The organism is Paraburkholderia sp. BR10882, from assembly GCF_040948855.1.
In the GTDB taxonomy this organism is placed as follows: domain Bacteria; phylum Pseudomonadota; class Gammaproteobacteria; order Burkholderiales; family Burkholderiaceae; genus Paraburkholderia; species Paraburkholderia nodosa_A.
Genome location: NZ_JBFPKP010000004.1, coordinates 397,550 through 417,029, shown reverse-complemented (window position 1 = coordinate 417,029; position 19,480 = coordinate 397,550). Strand labels below are relative to the sequence as shown.

At 66.0% G+C, this 19,480-nt stretch carries 15 protein-coding genes; 5 read left to right on the top strand and 10 right to left on the bottom strand.

All coding sequences use genetic code 11. From position 1 onward, the window contains the following. Positions 1-4 precede the first annotated feature (4 nt). The 5 genes from AB3X99_RS14230 to aroQ form a co-directional block, all read right to left on the bottom strand. Entirely contained in the window at positions 5-1,678 is a 1,674-nt protein-coding gene (locus tag AB3X99_RS14230; protein WP_368617267.1) for a methyl-accepting chemotaxis protein, read from the bottom strand. Between the two features lie 335 nt (positions 1,679-2,013). Beyond that, positions 2,014-2,682: a TetR/AcrR family transcriptional regulator gene (locus tag AB3X99_RS14225; RefSeq protein ID WP_069268602.1), complete on the bottom strand. Its 669-nt coding sequence runs from the start codon at positions 2,680-2,682 to the stop codon at positions 2,014-2,016. Positions 2,683-2,803: 121 nt separating this feature from the next. Further along, the gene (locus AB3X99_RS14220) at positions 2,804-4,102 is read right to left on the bottom strand and encodes an MFS transporter (protein ID WP_368606027.1); all 1,299 of its coding nucleotides are present in this window, start codon (positions 4,100-4,102) and stop codon (positions 2,804-2,806) included. A 246-nt stretch (positions 4,103-4,348) separates the two neighbouring features. After that, positions 4,349-5,269, bottom strand: coding sequence for a shikimate dehydrogenase (locus tag AB3X99_RS14215; protein WP_368617266.1), 921 nt, complete (start codon positions 5,267-5,269; stop codon positions 4,349-4,351). Then, positions 5,266-5,721, bottom strand: a complete 456-nt coding sequence (aroQ, locus tag AB3X99_RS14210; RefSeq protein WP_069268605.1) for a type II 3-dehydroquinate dehydratase — start codon at positions 5,719-5,721, stop codon at positions 5,266-5,268. The genes AB3X99_RS14215 and aroQ overlap by 4 nt, the downstream gene beginning before the upstream one ends. 306 nt (positions 5,722-6,027) lie before the next feature. Between aroQ and AB3X99_RS14205 the strand changes: the two genes are divergently transcribed. The 3 genes from AB3X99_RS14205 to AB3X99_RS14195 all read left to right on the top strand — a co-directional run bounded on the left by AB3X99_RS14205 (position 6,028) and on the right by AB3X99_RS14195 (position 10,710). Next, positions 6,028-7,944, top strand: coding sequence for a bifunctional sugar phosphate isomerase/epimerase/4-hydroxyphenylpyruvate dioxygenase family protein (locus tag AB3X99_RS14205; RefSeq protein ID WP_368617346.1), 1,917 nt, complete (start codon positions 6,028-6,030; stop codon positions 7,942-7,944). 121 nt (positions 7,945-8,065) lie between these two features. Next, positions 8,066-9,244: a porin gene (locus AB3X99_RS14200; protein ID WP_069268606.1), complete on the top strand. Its 1,179-nt coding sequence runs from the start codon at positions 8,066-8,068 to the stop codon at positions 9,242-9,244. 122 nt (positions 9,245-9,366) lie between these two features. Then, on the top strand, positions 9,367-10,710 hold the full coding sequence (locus AB3X99_RS14195; RefSeq protein WP_368617265.1) for a PucR family transcriptional regulator: 1,344 nt from the start codon (positions 9,367-9,369) through the stop codon (positions 10,708-10,710). A 26-nt stretch (positions 10,711-10,736) separates the two neighbouring features. Here AB3X99_RS14195 and AB3X99_RS14190 read toward each other — a convergent pair whose 3' ends face one another. Continuing rightward, a complete protein-coding gene (locus AB3X99_RS14190) occupies positions 10,737-12,377 on the bottom strand; it encodes an AMP-binding protein (protein ID WP_368617264.1) in 1,641 nt (546 codons plus the stop codon). A 316-nt stretch (positions 12,378-12,693) separates the two neighbouring features. Between AB3X99_RS14190 and AB3X99_RS14185 the strand changes: the two genes are divergently transcribed. After that, positions 12,694-14,277: an inorganic phosphate transporter gene (locus tag AB3X99_RS14185; protein WP_368617263.1), complete on the top strand. Its 1,584-nt coding sequence runs from the start codon at positions 12,694-12,696 to the stop codon at positions 14,275-14,277. Here the strand turns inward: AB3X99_RS14185 and aliA are convergent. From aliA to badH, 4 genes are all read right to left on the bottom strand, one after another. After that, complete coding sequence (aliA, locus tag AB3X99_RS14180) at positions 14,213-15,931, bottom strand: cyclohexanecarboxylate-CoA ligase (RefSeq protein ID WP_368617262.1); 1,719 nt, start codon at positions 15,929-15,931, stop codon at positions 14,213-14,215. The two genes, AB3X99_RS14185 and aliA, sit on opposite strands and share 65 nt — an antisense overlap. A 46-nt stretch (positions 15,932-15,977) precedes the next feature. Then, on the bottom strand, positions 15,978-17,129 hold the full coding sequence (gene aliB / locus AB3X99_RS14175; protein ID WP_069268609.1) for a cyclohexanecarboxyl-CoA dehydrogenase: 1,152 nt from the start codon (positions 17,127-17,129) through the stop codon (positions 15,978-15,980). 61 nt (positions 17,130-17,190) lie between these two features. Continuing rightward, positions 17,191-17,973, bottom strand: a complete 783-nt coding sequence (gene badI / locus AB3X99_RS14170; RefSeq protein WP_069268610.1) for a 2-ketocyclohexanecarboxyl-CoA hydrolase — start codon at positions 17,971-17,973, stop codon at positions 17,191-17,193. A 50-nt stretch (positions 17,974-18,023) separates the two neighbouring features. After that, positions 18,024-18,791, bottom strand: coding sequence for a 2-hydroxycyclohexanecarboxyl-CoA dehydrogenase (gene badH / locus AB3X99_RS14165; RefSeq protein ID WP_368617261.1), 768 nt, complete (start codon positions 18,789-18,791; stop codon positions 18,024-18,026). Positions 18,792-19,021: 230 nt separating this feature from the next. Between badH and AB3X99_RS14160 the strand changes: the two genes are divergently transcribed. Next, on the top strand, positions 19,022-19,447 hold the full coding sequence (locus tag AB3X99_RS14160) for a MarR family transcriptional regulator (RefSeq protein ID WP_368617260.1): 426 nt from the start codon (positions 19,022-19,024) through the stop codon (positions 19,445-19,447). Positions 19,448-19,480: the final 33 nt, after the last annotated feature.

Genomic DNA, 19,480 nt, shown 5'->3' with positions numbered 1-19,480 from the left:
CGCGTCACGCCTCGATCCTGAACCGCGACACGCCGGTGCGCAGTTCGTTGGCGACGAGCGTGAGATTGTCGATGGCCTGCGACGACTGGCGCAGCGACTCCGCCGTCTGCTGGGCGGCTTCGGAAAGCTGCGTGAGCGCCTGGGTGATCTGCTCGGCGCTCGTGGCCTGCGCCTGCATGCCGTCGTTCACCACCTGGAAGCGCGGCGCGAGCGTCTGCACCGCGCCGATGATCTGCGAAAGCTGCGCGCCCACGGCCTGCACGTCGTGCATGCCGCGCCGTACCTCCTCCGCGAACTTGTCCATGCCCATCACGCCCGCCGAAACCGCTGACTGGATCTCTTTCACGGTCTGCTCGATGTCGTAAGTCGCGACGGCAGTCTGGTCGGCCAGGCGGCGGATTTCAGTCGCGACCACGGAGAAGCCGCGCCCGTACTCGCCCGCCTTCTCCGCTTCGATCGCCGCGTTCAGCGAAAGCAGATTGGTCTGGTCGGCCACCTTCGTGATCGTCGCCACCACCTGATTGATGCTCACGGCCTTCTCGTTGAGGATGGCGAGCTTGGCGTTCACCGAGCCCGCCGCTTCCATCACGCTGCGCATGGTGTCTTCCATGTGGGTGAGGCCGCTCTGGCTCGTGCTGGCGAGCCCGGCCGACTGCTCGGCCACTGTCGCCACCTCGCTCATGGTGCGCACGAGGTCGCGCGCCGTGGCGAAAATCTCGCGCGAGGTCGCGCCGATCTCGGTCGTGGTGGCGGCCGTCTCGCTCGCGGTGGCCTGCTGCTCTTTCGACGTCGCGGCCACTTCGGCCACCGAGGTCGAGACCTGCAGCGACGACTTTTGCGCCTGGGCGACGAGGCTGGCCAGTTCGTCGCTCATTCGGTTGAAGCCGTCTTCGAGCACGCCGAATTCGTCGGTGCGGTCTAGCGCGAGGCGCTGCGAGAGGTTGCCGGTGCGCATGGAGTCGTGCACATCCACGAGGCGCGCCATCGGCACCGTAATCGCGCGATAGAGCGCGTAACCCGTGGCGAGCGCCGCGAGCAGCACGACGCCCAGCGCCGCGGCAAGCGTGATCTCCGTGCCCGTGACCGAGTTGCGGATGGTCTGCGCGGACTCGTCGGCCTGCTGACGGTTTTCGTCGACGAGCGTGTTGGCCGTGGCGAGCACCTCCTGCCACGCCGGGCCGATCTGCGCAAACGCGGCCTGCGCGGCGGGGCGCGAGGCGGGCAGTTGGCTCACTACCGCCTTCACCAGCGGCAGATAGCGCGCGTAAGCGTCGCGAAAGCGCTGGAAGCGCTCGCGGTCGTCGCTGCGAAAAAGCGTGTGTTCATACTGCCGTGCGGTCTCCTCGACCCGCGCCAAGGCAGCGGGCAGGCCCGACAGGTCGCGGGCCACGCTTTCCGGGTCGGCATCGACGAAGGCCGCGCGTTCAACGAGGCTATAGGTCTGGTTGGCCGCCGCGCGCAGCGAGGTCGCGTAGAACAGGCCCGGCACCGAATCGCTCGTGAGGCTCATCGCCTCGCTGTCGATAGCGCGCAGGCGGTCCCACGAGATCGCGGCCATCGCGAGCATGAGCACGAACAGCAAGCCGAAGCTGAGGACGATGCGTGTGCCGAGGGTGAAGCGAGCCTGAGTCTGTCGAGGCAGGCCGGCTCGGCCGGAACGGGGCATGGCGGTGCTCATTGCGCTAAAGACTCTCCGGTGGCGTGGGCCGGCGCGACCGCCCTGCCGGCGAGGCGGGGCGCGGCTGCGCAGGGCGAGGCCGCGCGCGGCGGCCTTGACCGCCGTAGTGTAATGGGTTTGCGCACTTTTATGGAACAAGCGATGCTAGCGGTCAGCCACGCAGGACGGGGCTTGCCGGGCTTTCGGAGATAAATCTGCAGAGTTCGCCGGGCCTTTTGGCGGCCCGGCGCAGCGCCGCGCGGGGACGCGGGCGCGCCGTGGGCGATGCGTCCCGCATCGGCGGGCGGGCGAGAAACAGCCAAAGCGGCCGGGGCGGCCGCCGCGCAGGGAGCGCTTTACTTCTTGACGAAGCGCAGCGTAGCGTCGACGACCATCTCGCGATGGCGCGCACGCAAGCGCGGATGCGAGGGGTCGCGCCCGAACGCCGCGCCGAACGTGTGGCGGTTACCTACGCGATGAAAGCACATCGAGCTGATGAGCAGGTGCAGGTCGATGGGATCGATGTCTTCGCGAAATGCGCCGCTCGCCACGCCGCGCGCGAGCAGGTCTTCGATCGTGCGGATTGCGCTGGCGTTGCGGCTGCGGAAGGTCTTCAGGCGCTCGATGTACTTCGCGCCGTGAATGTTCTCGATGGTCACGAGGCGCACGAAGTCGCGGTGGCGGTCGTGATAGTCGAAGGTGAATTCGACGAGCCGCCGCAGGCCTTCCATAGGGTCCAGTTCGTCGATGTGCAGGTCCAGTTCGAGCGCGCGGATGTCGCCGTAGACCTTGTCGAGCACCGCTTCGTACAGCCCTTCCTTGCTGCCGAAGTAGTAATACAGCATGCGCTTGGTGGTGTTGGTGCGTTCGGCGATCGCGTCTACACGCGCGCCTGCGAGACCCATGGCCGAGAATTCGGCCGTCGCCACTTCGAGGATATTGCGCCTGGTCTGCTCGGGATCGTACTTACGCCGGCTTTCGGATTGAGCATCGTTGCGTTCGGCCGAAGCCGCCGGTCTTGCCATGTTTTTTTGGCCCGCAGCAGGGAAGGAATGCCGGCGATTTTAGCACGCGGGGCGCGGCCCTATAGAAGGTGCCGCGCCCCGCTGTCCCGCCGAAAGCCCGCGCGCAGGCGGCCTGCGAGCCTTACAGCTCGATGCGCTTGATATCGCCCACGATGAAGATATACGAGGCCGCGCCGATCAGCGCGATCACGCCGATGAATACGAGCGCCCAGACGAACGAGCCCGTCGCACCCACGATCAGCCCCACCACCAGCGGCGTGATGATGCCCGCGAGATTGGCCGCCAGGTTGAAGATGCCGCCGGTGAGACCGAGCATGCCGGCCGGCGCGATATCCGACACGAGCGTCCAGCCGAGCGCAGCCATCCCTTGCGCGAAGAACGCCACCGAGAGGATCGCGATCACGGCCACGTTGCTGTCCACGAAGTTCGCGAGAATGATCGTCGAGGCGAGCAGCAGACCGGCGATGATCGGCAGCTTGCGCGCCACGTTGGCCGAGATGCCGCGGCGCAGCATCCAGTCGGAGAAGGTGCCGCCGAACATCACGCCGATCGACGCGGCAATGAACGGCATGATCGCGAAGAAGCCGATCTTGAGCCAGCCCATGTGGCGCTCGGTGGCGAGATAGGTCGGGAACCACGTGAGGAAGAACACGAGCGTGGAGTTGCCCGCGAACTGCCCGAGGCAGATGCCCGCGAGCTGACGGCGGCGCACCAGTTTGCCGGCCATGCGCCAGTCGAAACCCTGCTTTTTCGGTTCGCCGGCAGCCGCTTGCGCGTCGGCCTTGCGTTCGTGGCGAGCGAGACCGCCGCCCGCCTCGATGTAGTCGAGTTCGGCGCGGTTGGCCGCGGGGTGCTCGTGCGGCTCGCGATACAGGAACCACCACACGAGGCCGAACGCGATGCCCACGCCGCCCACCACGTAGAACAGCGAGCGCCAGCCATACGCCCCCATCAGCGCGAAGAGGAACGGACTGAAGAACGCGAGACCGATGTATTCGCCGACCGTATAGGTGCCCGTGGCGAATGCGCGCTCGCTTTGCGGGAACCATGTGGCGACCACGCGGCTATTGGTCGGGAAGCACGGCGACTCCGCGGCGCCGAGACCCAGACGACACGCGAACAGCGCGCCCACGCCGCTGATGAAGCCCTGAGCGAGCGTGCACATCGACCAGAGCGTCATCGAGAGCCAGTAGGTGAACTTGCTGCCGAAGCGGTCGAGGAACACGCCGCCCGGAATCTGAGCGACGACGTAGCTCCACGAGAACGCCGAGAACACGAGGCCCATGAGCGCCGCGTTGATGCCCAGTTCCCTGGTGAGCTGCGGCGCTGCGATGCCGAGCACGGTGCGATCGAGGTAATTGATCATCGTGCCGACGGCCAGCAGGCCCAGGATGCGATAGCGCGCTTTCGAGCGGCGCATCGCGCCCTCGACGGGGGCGGCTGCGGAAAGGTTCGGCGCGTCGCCGCGCCCCGTGGATACGGGTGGTGCCATGTCTTCGTCTCCGATATGTCGACGGGAGTTGGCGCTTCAGCGCTTACTCCCGTCCCATGCCCATGTGGCGGTCGACAGGAGTTGGCGCTTCAGCGTTTACTCCTGTCCCATGCCCATGTGGCGGTCGACGGGAGTTGGCGCTTTTGCGCTGACTCCCGCCGCGCGCTGTCGTTGTTATTCGCTGGCGCTTGCAGCATTCGCCGCCAGCATGGACTGCAGATGCGCATACATGCGTTCCGCGTCGGGCTCGACACCCGTGAACAGCCGGAACGCATCCACTGCCTGGTACACCGCCATGCCGCCGCCGCTCAGCGTGCGGCAGCCGCGCGCCTCGGCCGCTTCGAGCAGCGCGGTGCGGATCGGGAAATAGACGATGTCCGCCACCCACAGCCGCTCGTGCAGATACTCCGCAGGCAACGGCATACCGGGCAGCTTCGCCATGCCGGTAGGCGTGGCGTGGATGAGGCCGGTGGCGTGCTTGAGCACTTCGCGCAGATCGCCGCCCGCGCTCACGCGAGCCGCCGGGAAGCGCGCCTGCAATTCGCTGGCGAGCGATTCGGCACGCGAAGCGTCCACGTCGAACAGCGTGAGCGCCTGGGCGCCCATCTGCAGCGCCGCGTGTGCGACCGCCGCGCCCGCGCCGCCCGCGCCCAGTTGCACCACCGCTTCGAGCGAGACATCGGGCAGGCCGCGCTGGAACGCGCGCGCGAAACCCGACCAGTCGGTGTTGTGGCCGATGCGCTTGCCGTCGCGGAAGAGCACCGTGTTCACGGCGCCGAGCGCAAGGGCGTCATCGGAGAGTTCGTCGAGCAGTTCGATCACGGCCTGCTTGCACGGATAGGTGATGTTCAAACCGTCGAAACCCATGCGCTCGGCGGCCAGCAGCAACTCGGGCAGCGCGGCGGGCGTGAGCTTCAGCGCTTCGAGGTCGATGCGCCGATATACATAGTGGAAGCCGAGTTCGCGGCCTTCCTGCTCCTGCATCGCGGGCGTGAGCGAACCGCCGATGCCCGAGCCGATCAGGCCGCAGAGAAACGAGTTGGCGGTTGCGCGCGCGCCCAGCGCATTCGTTTTGGCGTGGTTCTGGGCGCTCATTTCGTCACCTTTTTGGCGAGCAGCGTGGCCATGCGCTCCAGCGCGAGCACATACCCTTGCGTGCCGCAGCCGACGATGATGGCCTCTGCAATGGGCGAAACGAACGAATGGTGCCGGAACGCCTCGCGCTTGTGCACGTTCGAGATATGGACCTCGATCACGGGCTTCGCGATGGCGGAAAGCGCATCGGCGATCGCCACCGACGTATGCGTATAGGCAGCCGGATTGATGACGATGCCGTCCACGCGCGTGCGCGCTTCGTGCAGCCAGTCGATCAGCTGATGCTCGGCGTTCGACTGGCGAAAATCGATCTCGAGCCCAAGACGCGCCGCCGCCTCGCGGCACAGGTTGGCAACGTCATCTAACGTTTCAGCGCCGTAGATCGCAGGCTCCCGCGTTCCCAGCAGATTCAGGTTCGGTCCGTTCAGGACCAGCACCGAAGGCATTCCCATTACACACACTCCAGAACAGCTTGACGACCGGCACGGCGCATGCTCGAGAACCGTTGCATGTTTCACCGCATGGTCGCCAGTGTGCCGCGAAGCGGCACACCGGTCACCTGGGGTTTGCCAGAATTTGTACTAACTAGTTAGTTTGGCGTATCCTTCGGACACTCCAGCGGCAAGTGTGTCTGCGGTGCGCCAGTTAGTTAAATGCCCGCCCTACACCGCCGCGCCGGACCCTTGTTCAACACCGAAGTCGCCGTCAGCAAGCTCGCCATGCCCATGTCCAAGCCGCTCCACGCCCCCTCTCGCGCGCTGCGTCGCTCGATCGCCACGGTGTCGATCAGCGGCACGCTCGCCGACAAGCTCGCCGCGATCCGCGCCGCCGGCTTCGACGCGGTCGAAATCTTCGAGAACGATCTGCTCTATTTCGAAGGCTCGCCCGCCGACGTGCGCCACATGGCCGGCGATCTCGGCCTCGATATCGTGCTGTACCAGCCGTTCCGCGATTTCGAAGGCGTTGCGACTGAGCGCCTCGCGCGCAACATCGAACGCGTGAAGCGCAAGTTCGACGTCATGCATCAGCTGGGTACGGACCGTTTGCTGGTGTGCAGCAATGTCTCGCCCGACACGATCTGCGACGACGGCCTCGCCGCCGAACAGCTTGGCGCGCTCGCGCAGGCCGCCGGGGAAGCGGGCGTGACAATCTGTTATGAGGCGCTTGCGTGGGGACGCCACGTGCGCACCTATGGCCACGCGTGGCGGCTCGTCAACACCGTCGATCACGCGAACCTGACGCTCGCGCTGGACAGTTTCCACACGCTCTCGCTCGATGACGCGCCCGACGGCATCGCTACGATCCCGGGCGCGCGCATCGGCTTCGTGCAGATCGCCGATGCACCGAGAATGCAAATGGACGTGCTCGAATGGAGCCGGCACTATCGCTGCTTCCCGGGCCAGGGCGACTTCGCGCTCGCGGATTTCACGGCCCAGGTGGTGAAAAGCGGCTACACGGGCCCGCTTTCGCTCGAAATCTTCAACGACGGCTTTCGCGGCGCGCCGCCCGCCGCCACGGCCGCCGACGGCCATCGTTCGCTCTTGCTGCTCGAATCGCTCACGCGCGAAACCCTGCAGGCGGAGCATGTCGAAGCGAGTGCGCTCTACCACCCGAGCGCCGCACCCGCGAACGCGCAGTGGCAATTCCTCGAGTTCGCCGTGGACGACACCGCCCGCGCGCATGTGGCGAACTGGCTTGAAAAGCTGCATTTCCGCCGCGCGGGCCAGCATCGTTCGAAGGACGTGACGCTCTATCAGCACGGCTCGGCCGCCATCGTCCTCAACGCCGAGCCCGACTCGTTCGCCGACGCGTTTTTCCAGCGCCACGGGCTCTCGCTCTGCGCCTCGGCGTTTCGCGTGGACGATGCGCGCCTCGCGCTCGAACGCGCGGCGGGATTTGGCTACCAGCCGTTCTCGGGCCGCGTGGGTCCGAACGAGCGCGTGGTGCCCGCCGTCCAGGGGCCGGACGGCAGTCTTAACTATTTCGTTAACGAGGAGCCGGGCCAGCCCACCCTCTTCGAGGCCGATTTCGCGCTCACGGATATCGACGGCCCGGTCGAAGTAGGACCGATCGCGGGCATCGATCACGTGAGCCTTTCGCTGCCTGCCGGCTCGTTCGATTCATGGGTGTTGTTCCTGAAGTCGGCGTTCGGGCTCGAAGCGACGCCCGCCGTGCTGCTGCCCGATCCGTACGGCCTCGTGCGCAGCCGGGCGCTCATGAGCCGCGACCGCGGGCTGCGCGTGGTACTCAACGCCTCGGTGGACCGGCACACGGCCGCGGCAGAAACCGTGCGCGCCTACCACGGCACAGGCCTGAATCACGTGGCGTTCAGCACCGGCGACATCTTCCGCGCCGTGACCGAATTCGAGGCGGCCGGCGTGCCGCTCTTGCGCATACCGGCGAACTACTACGACGATCTCGACGCGCGCCACGCCCTCGACCCCGAGTTTCTCGACGCGCTGCGCAACCACAACCTGCTCTACGACCGCGACGAGCGCGGTGGCGAGTTCCTGCACGCCTATACGGAGACGCTCGACCAGCGCTTCTTCCTGGAGATCGTGGAGCGGCGCGGCGGCTACGACGACTACGGCGCGCCCAACGCAGCCGTGCGCCTCGCGGCGCAGGCGCGCCAGCGCGCACTTGCCGCACAGAGCGCAGGCAAACCGCTGGATTGATTCAAACGCAGTCACCGTAGTCACTTCGCGCAGCAGTACGCACGCCGCATCGACCTGAAAGTCATGCGGCGTAGCAAAGAAAAATATAAGCAGTCCAAATCTCACCCGGAGACACACAACGATGAAGAAAGCAGGCCTTGGTATCGGCACGTTCCTCGCGACTAGCGCAGCCCTCGTGGCCAGCCCCGCGTTTGCGCAAAGCAGCGTTACGCTTTACGGCGCAGTAGACGACGCCATCACCTACGTCAACAACCAGAACGGTCACTCGAATGTCTATCTGCGCCAGGGCAACCTGTATGCGTCGAAGTTCGGCTTGCAGGGCAAGGAAGATCTCGGTGGCGGCACGTTCGCGATCTTCGACCTGCAGAATGGCTTCGACCTCAACTCGGGCGCGCTGTCGTCGAGCGGACTGATCTTCAATCGCCAGGCCTACGTGGGCCTGCAAAACCAGAACCTGGGCACGTTCACGGCCGGCCGTCAGTACACGCCGTATTACCTGTTCGTCGGTCCGCTCACGGGAAGCTCGTGGCTCACCGGCGCAACCGGCGCGCACCCTGGCGATATCGACGGTCTCGACACGACCGTGCGCATCAACAATTCGGCGACTTACACCTCGCCGATCTTTTACGGCGTGCAGGCGAGCGCCATGTACGCGCTCGGCGGCATTGCGGGGAGCACCGGCAAGGGGCAGACGTGGAGCGCCGCGCTGCGCTACTCCGCCGGCCCGGTGAGCCTCGCGGCGGCCATCCTGCGCATGGACAACGCGCAGTTGACGAGCGGATTCGACAGTTCGTCAACGGGCAGCTTCGGCAAGTCGTCGCTTAATACGGGCTACGTCTCGGCTAGCGCGGTCCAGCACATCGCGGCGGGCGGCAACTACACGCTCGGCAACCTGGTCCTCGGCGCGTCGTATTCGAACGTTCAGTACATCGCGGGCGGCAAGTCGATCTTCCACGACACGGCCATCTTCAACACCTGGGCGGCGCTCGCCGTGTATCGCTTCACGCCGGCCTTCGACGTGGGCGGCGGCTTCGCCTATACGCTGGCTTCGAAGGCCAACGGCATCACGAGCGCGGCGCGCTACCAGCAGTACTCGCTCAAGGAGTCGTACCACCTCTCGAAGCGCACCACGCTCTATGCGCTGCAGGCCTACCAGCACGCCGGCGGCCAGACGCTCGGGGCGAACGGCGCGGGCAACATCGTCAACGCAAGCCCCGCCGTGGGCGACTCGCAAAACTCCACGCCTTCGTCCACGCGCTCGCAGTTCGTCGGCATGGCCGGTATCGCGCTGCTGTTCTGATCCGGTGTTCCGATGCACCGGCGGGGGCCGCCTGCACGGCCCCCCCCTCGACGCAGCGGCACGGCGCTGAGTACACTCGCGGATATCGCCTAAACGAATCCACGCGAATCCGCGAACTCACCGTGCCGCCCCCCGTTCCCGCCATCAGCCCACGCCTGCGCAGCAGGCTTCGCACGCTCGCCAAAACCCAGCCCAAGGCTGTTCAGCGCACCTATGACACGCTGCTCTCGCTCGAAGGCTATAGCGCGCTCTCTGCGGCGGCGCGCAAGGACATCTTCACGTCGATCGCGTTTTCCGCGAACCAGTGGTTCCAGTGCCTGCTCGACGGCACGCCGCCCACCGCCGAAGTCATGGATCAGACTGCGGCGTTCGCGCGCCGACGTGTCCACCAGAACGTGCCGCTGCGTTCGCTGCTGCGGGCCTTTCGCCTGGGCGCGCGTGAGTTGTGGCGCACCTGCACGGAGCTCGCCGAGGCCGACCCGGCGCTCGCGCATGAACTGCTATTCGATATTTCGCCTTATCTGCTCGATTACTTCGACGCGATGGCCGAGCACATCGCCGAAGCCTATCTCGACGAGCAGCACCAGCAAGCACGCTGGCGCGGCTCGCTGCTGCAGCAGCTGTACGACCTCGTGTTCCATGCCCCCGATGACGCCGCGCGCTTTCGCGAGACCGTCGAGGCGCTCGGCCTCGACGCCACGCTGCCGCGCATTGCGCTCGCTGTCGATCTGGATTTGCGCGACCACGCGCCTTCGGTGCGCGAGGATGCGCTCGACCGTTTCGCGCTCAGCGCCGCGCGGCACTTCGAGCTGAAGCCCGACGCGCTGGTGCGTGCGTGGCATCGCGAGCGGCTGGTGTTCTGGCTGCCGTGCGTGCGCGGCGATTCGATGACGCGCAACGACCAGCGCGTGACCGAGCATGCGGCCGCGCTCGCGCGCGCCGAGCCGCGCGTGCGCAGCATCGGCATCGGGCTCATGAACGAAGGGGCGCGCGGCTGGGCGGCCTCGGTGGAAGAGGCGCTCAAGGCGGTGGACTTTGCGCCGCGGGGCAGCCACGTGGACGACAGCGAGGAGAATAGCGATTTCCTGCGCGTGCACCGCTTTTCCTCGATTGCAATCGAGGAGAGTGTGCGCAGCAGCGCCAACGTGCTGCGTTATCTCGTCTCGCTCGCCGAGCAGCTGGCGACGGAGGCCGACCTGCTCGCCACGCTCGAAGCGTGGTTTGCAAGCGGCCAGCGCCGGCGCCAGACGGCCGAAACGTTAGGTGTACATCCAAACACGCTCGACTACCGGCTCGAGCGCATCGAGACGCTGCTGGGCGCGAAGCTCGCTGATGCGCACTGGATTGCGCGGCTGGATATCGCGCTGAAGCTGCGCGGAGCGACGCAGGGTGCCCAGCGCGATGGCAAGAAGAAGGAGAGGAAGGGGCGCCTAGCGGTGAAGAAGGCGAAGAGCGCGGCGCGCTGAATGACGCGGCGCGCCCCTGTCGCGCGTCACCCCGCGTCGCGCAATTCCCGCCGCAAGATCTTGCCCACCGTCGACTTCGGCAGCGCTTGAACGAAGCTCACCACGCGCGGCACCTTGTACGCCGCGAGTTGCGCCCGGCAATGCGCGATCACGGCTTCCTCGCTCAGCGCCGCCTCACGCGCGGGCACCACGAACACACGCACGGCCTCGCCGCTGCGTTCGTCGGCCACACCCACGCACGCGCATTCGGCCACGCCCGGCAGCGCGGTCACGACCGCCTCGATTTCATTCGGATACACGTTGAAGCCCGAAACGAGGATCATGTCCTTCGAGCGATCGACGATGCGCAGGAAGCCGCGCTCGTCGAACACGCCCACGTCGCCGGTGCGAAAGTAGCCATCGTCCGTAAAGGCGGCGCGCGTGGCCTCGGGCTGGTTCCAGTAGCCCTGCATCACCTGCGGACCCTTCGCGCAGATCTCGCCCGGCTCACCCGGCGCGGCTTCGACGCCGTCGTTCATCAGCTTGACGTCGGTGGAGGGCACCGGCAGTCCCGTCGTCCCGGTGAAGCGATCGACGCTCCCCGGATTGAACGACAGCACCGGGCTCGTCTCCGATAGTCCGTAGCCTTCGCGGATGAAACCGCCCGTCATGGCCTGCCAGCGCTCGGACACCGTGGGAATGATCGCCGCGCCGCCGCCGCCCGCGAGCCGCAGCCGCGAAAAATCGACCTCGCCGATGCGCGGATGCGCAACGAGCCCCGCATAGAGCGTATTCACGCCCATGAAGCTCGTCGGCCGCGCGGCCTTGAACACGTCGATCACGCCGCCCAGATCGCGCGCGTTCGCAACGAGCCAGTTCTCGGCGCCGATCGAGAAGTAGGTGATGAGATTCACCGTCAACGCGAAGATGTGATAGAGCGGCAGCGCGGTGACGACGACTTCCTCGCCCGGGTTCATGAAGCCCGGCATGAAGGTCTTGAACTGCTCGACGTTGGCGACGAGGTTGCGGTGCGTGAGCAGCGCACCCTTGGATAGCCCGGTCGTGCCGCCCGTGTATTGCAGGAAGAGCGGATCGTCGCCGCACAACGCGGGGGCTTCGAACGGCAAGCCGGCGCCCTGCGCGAGCGCCGCCGCAAACGAGCCGGGCTGCGCATCGCGCTCACCGCTCGCGCTTGTGCAATCGCTCGCGGCGACACTCAGCACGTTCTTGACGGCCGTATTCGCCCGGATCGCATCGAACGTCGGCAACGCGCCGTCGAACGCCACGAGCGTTTGCGCGCCGGAATCCGCCAGCTGGTGCTGAAGCTCGCGCGGCGTATAGAGCGGATTCACGTTCACCTGCACCGCCCCTGCCCGCACGATGCCGATCAGCGCGATGGGAAACGCGAGCAGGTTCGGCAACATCACGGCGACGCGGTCGCCCTTCTTCACGCCCACGTGCTGCAGATACGCGGCGAAATCGCGCGAGAGACGATCGACGTCGGCGTAGCTGAGCGAAGCGTCGCCCGGCGAAGCGTCGCCCGGCGAAGCATCGCCCGCGCGCAATGCCGGCCGGTGCGCATGTTCGCGCATCGCCTCATTGAACATATGCGCGAGCGACGGATGCCGGTCGGGATCGATGGTAGCGGGAATCTCGCCATAGCTGGCGAGCCAGGGGGCTTTCGACACGTTCGTCTCCATGAAATCAATGCGCGGCTTGTATGCGACGTGCCGCGTTTCACGTCCATGCTACGGGCTTGGCCGCGCCGGGAGAACTGGGAAAGCGGATAAGGTGATTGTGAAAAGTCACAAAAGCGCGCCCGCACGCGAACCGGTGCGGCGTCACGTCCGTGTCTGATTTCTGTCAATTGTGCGACACTGCGTCGTCTCGTCCGCATCGCTCTTTCAGCTGCCGACGCGGCACCGCGCCACGCATGTTTGCGAACCCGCATACGCTGCGCCGAGGCGCTTCCCCGAGCGGATTGACCAGAGCCCCCACGCTTTCATGCCGGACATACCCTTGTCCCCCTACCGCGCGCAGAGCGCACGCCGCCGCGGTATTGGCATCGCCCTTTTTCTCGCCGTCATCGCGGCCGGGGCGATTTATGTAATCGATCATCTCGTCGTCGATTTGCGCGCCGTGCGCGAAAGCTCGGCGCTGCCCTTCATCCTGCTCGGGCTTGCGCTGCTCATCGCGCTCGGCTTCGAGTTCGTGAACGGCTTTCACGACACCGCCAACGCCGTCGCCACCGTCATCTACACGAACTCACTCGATCCGCATCTCGCGGTGGCGTGGTCGGGCGCGTGGAATTTCATCGGCGTGCTCGTCTCCAGCGGCGCGGTCGCGTTCGGCATCCTGCAACTGCTGCCGGTGGAACTCATTCTCCAGGTGGGCAGCGGCGCCGGCTTCGCCATGGTGTTCGCGCTCCTGCTCGCCGCGATCGTCTGGAACCTCGGCACCTGGTATTTCGGCTTGCCTTCATCCAGTTCGCATACGCTCGTGGGCTCGATCATCGGCGTGGGCATCATGAACCAGTTCATCAGCGGGCCTTCGGGCACGAGCGGCGTGGACTGGGACCAGGCGTCGGGCGTGGGCAAGGCGCTGCTGTTCTCGCCCGTGGTCGGCTTCGTCATGGCCGCCCTGCTGCTCCTCGTGCTCAAGCTGCTCGTGCGAGTGCCAGCGCTTTATGCCGAGCCCAAAGCCAACCAGGCGCCGCCGCTCTGGATCCGCATCCTGCTCATCCTCACCTGCACCGGCGTTTCGTTCGCCCACGGCTCGAACGACGGCCAGAAGGGCATGGGCCTCATCATGCTGATCCTGATCGGCGTCGTGCCGACCGCCTATGCGCTCAACAAGGCGGTCACGCCCGAGCAAACCACGGCGTTCGTGGTCGTGGCGCGCGAGGCGTCCGCAACGCTGGGCCGCTACGCGCACGGCGCGCCGCCCGAGAACGCGCGCGCCGAGGTCGAGGCATTCGTGCGCACGCGCCGGCTCACGCCCGCCACGCTGCCCGCGCTGCGCCTGCTCACCGACACCATCGCCGACCAGGTCGCGTTGTCCGGCTCGATGGCGACGGTGCCCGACGCGATCGTCGACAACGTGCGCAACGACATGTACGTGGCGAGCGAAGCGATCCGCCTGATGCAAAAGGCGAAGGCACCGGAGATGTCACCCGCTGACGCCAAAGTGCTAGACACCTTCCGCAAGCAGATGGACCACTCGACCAAGTTCATTCCGACCTGGGTGAAAGTGGCCGTGGCGCTCGCGCTCGGTCTCGGCACGATGGTGGGCTGGAAGCGCATCGTCGTGACGGTGGGCGAAAAGATCGGCAAGCAGCATCTCACCTATGGTCAGGGCGCCTCGGCCGAAACGGTGGCCATGATCACGATCGGCATGGCCGATGTCTACGGCCTGCCGGTATCGACCACGCACGTGCTCGCTTCGGGCGTGGCCGGCACGATGGCCGCGAACGGTTCGGGCCTTCAGTGGGGAACCGTGCGCAACCTCGTGCTCGCGTGGGTGCTCACGTTGCCGGCTTCGATTGCGCTTGCTGCGGGTCTCTACTGGATGTTCCGGCAAGTTTTCTGACATCGGCTTCGCGCAGCATGTCGCGCAACCGGAACTTCTGCACCTTGCCTGCGGGCGTGGTCGGCATGGCGTCGAGCAGCCATAGCCGTTCGGGCAGGTACTGCACGGCAACCTTGTGCGACTTGAGAAAGCCAACGAGCGAAGGCAAATCGACCGCCTCGCCGGGCCTCGCCACGACCACGGCGCAGGCGCGCTCGCCCAGCCGCTCGTCCGCATACGCGACGATCGCCACCTGCGCAACGGCGGGATGACGATAGAGCAGCGACTCGATCTCCACCACGGGAATGTTCTCGCCGCCGCGGATGATCACGTCCTTGCTGCGGCCGCTGATGCGGATGTAGCCGCGCTCGTCGACGATCGCGAGGTCGCCCGTGTCGAACCAGCCTTGCGCGTCCGTCGCATTGAGGTGCGCGCGCTTGAGATAGCCGCCGAATCCCGAGCACGCCCGCACGAATAGCCGCCCCGCCACGTTCGGCGGCAGCGCCTGGTCGTTCTCGCCCACCACCTTCACTTCCACACCCGGCAGCGGCGCGCCATCGGTCGTGGAGGCGCGTTCGTCTTCGTCGTCCAGATGCGTGAGCGTCACGGCGCCCAGCTCCGTCATGCCCCACGCGGAGACGATCTTCGCCCCCAGCGCCGTGCGTGCGCGATCGACCAGTGCGCCGGGAATGGGCGCGCCCGCACACAAGAACGTGCGCAGCGTCGGCACGCGCGTGCCTGACTCGATGGCCGCGTTGGCGAGATCGCCGAGAAACGCCGTGGACGCCATCGTGAACGTCGCACGCTCCTGCGAGATGAGCGCGAGCGCCGCCTCGGGCTGCCATACGTCCTGCAGGACGGCGCTCCCCCGCAATGCGATCGGCATCATGAGGCCATACATGAAGCCGGTTTGATGCGCCATGGGCGAGGCCATCAGCACGACATCGTCGCGGCCTAGACGCATGGCCTGCGCGTAAGGATGAATGTTCGAAAACAGCGTGTTCGCCGTATGCATCACACCCTTGGGCTCGCCCGTCGTGCCGGAGGTGTAGAGCAGTTGCGTCACGTCGTCGGGGCTTGGGCGATTGTGGGCGAGGATGGCTTCGGCATCACTCGCTTCCTCCCAGTGCGGGCCGCTCAGCAGCGCTTCGAAACTGTTGCGCGCCGGCTCGCCTGCGTCAGTCGCGCCCACGACCACCACGTGCTGCAAGGCGGGTAGTTCAGCCCGCAACGCGCGCAGCATGGCCTCGTAGTCGAAGCCTCGATAGCGCTGCGGCACGATCGTCACCTTGCTGCCGCCGTGGTTGAGCATGAACGACAACTCCCGCTCGCGAAAGATCGGCATGAGGGGATTGAGCACCGCACCGATGCGCGAGCACGCAAGATACAGCAGCGTGAACTGCCAGCAATTCGGCAGTTGCATCGAGACCACGTCGCCCTTTACCACACCGAGCCGAGCGAGGCCAACGGCAATCCGGTCCGCCATGCGCGCCATCTGCGCGTAGGTGAAGCGCGTGGTCTTTCCGTCTTCGATTCGTACCGCCGTAAGCGCGATCTTCGCCGGACATTCGGCCACGCAGGCGTCCAGTTCGTCGTTGATGGTGCGCCCGGGCCACCAGCGCCGTGCCTCCTCCCGCGCCCGGCGCGGCCCGATCAGTACCGCGTCGAACTCCATGTGCACCCTCCCGTGGCGTTGCAGGAAACGTCGCAGGCGGCGCGCATCATGCCGGCACCGCGTCGCGGCCCGCGTTCGAGCGCGCGATGATGGTCTTCATGATCTGAGCCGTGCCGTCGCCGATCTGGAAGCCGAGCACGTCGCGCAGGCGCTGTTCGAGCGGCCCGCGGTCGTAGCCGCCGTGCCCGAACGAAAGCAGGCATTGATGCACCACGTCGTAGGCGAGCTTCGGCCCCCACCATTTGCACATGGCGGCTTCGGCCGTATGCGGCAGCCCACGGTCCTTGAGCCACAGTGTTTGCAGACACAACAGCCGTGCGGCCTCCACCTGGGTTGCGTATTCGGCGAGCGGATGCGAAACGCCCTGGAATGCAGAGAGCGGCTTGCCGAAGGCCTCGCGCTGCGCGACGTACTCCCACGTTTCTTCGAGGCTCACGTTCGCCACGGCGAGCACCTGCAGGCCGATCAGCGCGCGCGAAAAGTCGAAGCCCTGCATCACCTGGACGAAGCCCTTGCCCTCGTCGCCCAGCAGATGGTCCACCGGCACGCGCACGTTCTCGAAGAAGATCGAACCGCGTCCGATCGCGCGCTGGCCGTGGCAGTCGAAGCGATTGCGCGTAACGCCCGGCAGATCCATCGGCACGAGAATGGCCGAGACGCCTCGCGCGCCGTCTGCCACGCTGCCGGTGCGCGCGAACACCACGGCGGCGTCGGCCTGATCGGCGGCCGAAATCGAAGTTTTCTCGCCGTTGAGGACGTAGTGATCGCCCACGCGCTCCATTTTCAGCCGCAGGTTCGCGGCATCCGAGCCGCCGCGCGGCTCCGTTAGCGCGATTGCGAGCAGCGCGCGGCCCTGCGTGAGGCGTTCGAGCCACGGCCGTGCAATCTCGGGGGCGGCATGCTTGGCGAGTATCTGCCCGTTGAGCGAGGCGAGCAGGTTGATGTACGAGAGGCTCAGGTCCGCGCGCGCAATCTCCTCGTGGATCACCCCGGCGGCGAGGCAGCCCAGGCCCTGGCCGCCATACTGCTCGGGCAATTCCGGCGCGATGAAGCCCATCTCGCCCATTTCGCGCATGAGGCCGCGATCGAGCACGCGTGTGGTGTCGCGCTCGATAAAGCCAGGCGCGACGCGCCCTTGTGCGAAGCGCCGCGCGTGCTCGCCGAGCGCGACGAGGTCTTCGTCGATATACGGATTCATGGTGTCTCCTTGAAGCGGCCTGCTCTATTCATTCGTCATCCTGATCGTCACGGAGACACCGTTATTTGGCGTACTTGCGGAACTCGGGTTTGCGCTTTTCCTGGAACGCGCGCACGCCCTCGCGGGACTCTTCCGTGTCGTAGTAGAGCTTGAGCGCGTACATGCCCATGCCCGCAATGCCGGCCTGATGCGCGGTGTCCATATTGAACGAGCGCTTGGCGATCGCAATGGCCGTGGGGCTCTTTTCCATGATCTCATCGCACCACTTCTGAACTTCCGCGTCGAGCTGATCGTGTGGCACGACGGCGTTCACGAGGCCCATGGCCAGCGCTTCGGCAGCCGGATAGCGGCGGCACAGATACCAGATTTCACGCGCCTTCTTTTCACCCACCACGCGAGCGAGAAACGCCGTGCCGTAACCCGGATCGACCGAGCCGACCTTCGGGCCCGCCTGGGCGAACACGGCCTTTTCGGAAGCTATGGTGAAATCGCAGATCGTGCACAGCACGTTGCCGCCGCCCACCGCATAGCCCTGCACGCGTGCGATCACGGGTTTGGGCACGTCGCGAATCGCCGTGTGCAGCTCTTCCATCGGCAGGCCGATCGTGCCGCGTCCGTCGTATTGTCCCGCGTGCGCGGACTGGTCGCCGCCCGTGCAGAACGCCTTGTCGCCTGCACCGGCAAGGACGATTGCGCCGATCTCTCGGTCGTAGCCCGCCTTGTTGAGCGCGTGAATCAGTTCGTCACAGGTGCGGCCGCGAAACGCGTTCATCTTGTCGGGCCGGTTGATGGTGATCCATGCCGCGCCGTTGCGCACTTCATAGAGGATGTCTTCGTAGTTCATGATCGATGCCTTTAATGATTCGTAGTCGATAGAGCGCGCGTTCGCCGGCGTTAGCCCGCCATGGTCAGGCCGCCCGATACGCTCAGCACCTGGCCCGTGATGTAGTTCGCGTCGTCGCTCGCGAAGAACACGATCGCGCCGGGTAGATCATCGGGCTGCCCGATGCGGCCGAGCGGAATGGAGCGCTGGAACGCTTCCAGCAGCTTTTCAGGGTTGCCAGCGCCTTCCTTGTACTCGGCTAAGAGCGCGGTGTCGGTCGGGCCCGGACACACCACGTTCACGGTGATGCCGTGGCGCGCATGCTCACGCGCAATGGTTTTCGAAAACGCCACGAGGCCGCCCTTGCACGCCGCATAGACCGCCTCGCCCGACGAGCCCACACGCGCGGCGTCCGAGGCGATGTTGATGATGCGTCCGCGCTTGCGCTCGACCATGCCGGGCAGCACCGCGTGATGCATGTGCAGCGCGCCTGTGAGATTGATGGAAATGAGCTTGTCCCACTGTGCCGGTTCGGTCTTCGTGAACGGGCGGAAAACGTCCCAGCCCGCATTGTTCACGAGCACATCCACAGGACCGAGCTGCGCTTGCACTTGCTCGAGCGCCGTTTCCACCTCGGCGCGGTTCGTGATATCGCAACGCAGCGCCAGCGCCTGGCCGCCCTTTTCGAGAATTTCGTCAGCCACCTTCAGCGCCGCTTCGAGCGACAGATCCAGCACCGCCACGCGCGCGCCCTCGGCCGCGAAGCGCCGGCAGGTCGCCCCGCCGATGCCGCCGCCACCACCCGTCACCACGACCGTCTTGCCTTCGAGTTTTCGCACCGCGATTCTCCATTGGGTTGAGCAGTACCATAGACGCCTTCGATGCTGCCCCATCTTTGGGTCTCGCCTCGAATTACGTCAATATGTTGACGTATACTAGGTAACACTCGGATCGAAGACAAGCGTAGAAGCATCAGGAGAAACCCTTGCATAAAGCACCAAAAATTCAGGATTCAAGCCGCTTCGATCTTGCCAACCGGCTGTTCTTCCGGCTCTACCAATGCGCAAACATGTTGCATAAAACCGGCACGCGCGCCGTGGAAGCCGAGGGTTTGACCACGCAGCAATGGGCCGTGCTCGGCGCGCTCTCGCGCCCGGAAGCCCAGCCGGGCATGAGCGTGGGCAATCTCGCGCGGTATCTGATGGTGAGCCGCCAGAACCTCTCGGGCTTGATCAGCCGGATGGAACGCGACGGCCACGTGAGCACCCAGGCGGATGCGCGCGATCGCCGCTCGCGCCTCGTTAGCATGACCGGGCCGGGCCGCAAGCTATGGGTAGCGCAGGCCACGCCGAAAATCGAGGCGTACTACGGAGCCGTGCTAGAGAATTTTTCGTCAGACGACATGACGCACACGCTGCACTATCTGCTGAAGCTGCTCGATAACATGAAGCGAGTGGACGACCGGGAACGCGTGGCGGACGATGACGAGGCGTGAGCGCGCTCCGCTACACTCTGACGTCACGCACAA

Coding starts and splice junctions, on each gene's coding strand:
- AB3X99_RS14230 (WP_368617267.1), bottom strand. CDS start 1,678: ATGAGCACCGCCATGCCCCGTTCCGGCCGAGCCGGCCTGCCTCGACAG.
- AB3X99_RS14225 (WP_069268602.1), bottom strand. CDS start 2,682: ATGGCAAGACCGGCGGCTTCGGCCGAACGCAACGATGCTCAATCCGAA.
- AB3X99_RS14220 (WP_368606027.1), bottom strand. CDS start 4,102: ATGCGCCGCTCGAAAGCGCGCTATCGCATCCTGGGCCTGCTGGCCGTC.
- AB3X99_RS14215 (WP_368617266.1), bottom strand. CDS start 5,269: ATGAGCGCCCAGAACCACGCCAAAACGAATGCGCTGGGCGCGCGCGCA.
- aroQ (WP_069268605.1), bottom strand. CDS start 5,721: ATGGGAATGCCTTCGGTGCTGGTCCTGAACGGACCGAACCTGAATCTG.
- AB3X99_RS14200 (WP_069268606.1), top strand. CDS start 8,066: ATGAAGAAAGCAGGCCTTGGTATCGGCACGTTCCTCGCGACTAGCGCA.
- AB3X99_RS14185 (WP_368617263.1), top strand. CDS start 12,694: ATGCCGGACATACCCTTGTCCCCCTACCGCGCGCAGAGCGCACGCCGC.
- aliA (WP_368617262.1), bottom strand. CDS start 15,931: ATGGAGTTCGACGCGGTACTGATCGGGCCGCGCCGGGCGCGGGAGGAG.
- aliB (WP_069268609.1), bottom strand. CDS start 17,129: ATGAATCCGTATATCGACGAAGACCTCGTCGCGCTCGGCGAGCACGCG.
- badI (WP_069268610.1), bottom strand. CDS start 17,973: ATGAACTACGAAGACATCCTCTATGAAGTGCGCAACGGCGCGGCATGG.
- AB3X99_RS14160 (WP_368617260.1), top strand. CDS start 19,022: ATGTTGCATAAAACCGGCACGCGCGCCGTGGAAGCCGAGGGTTTGACC.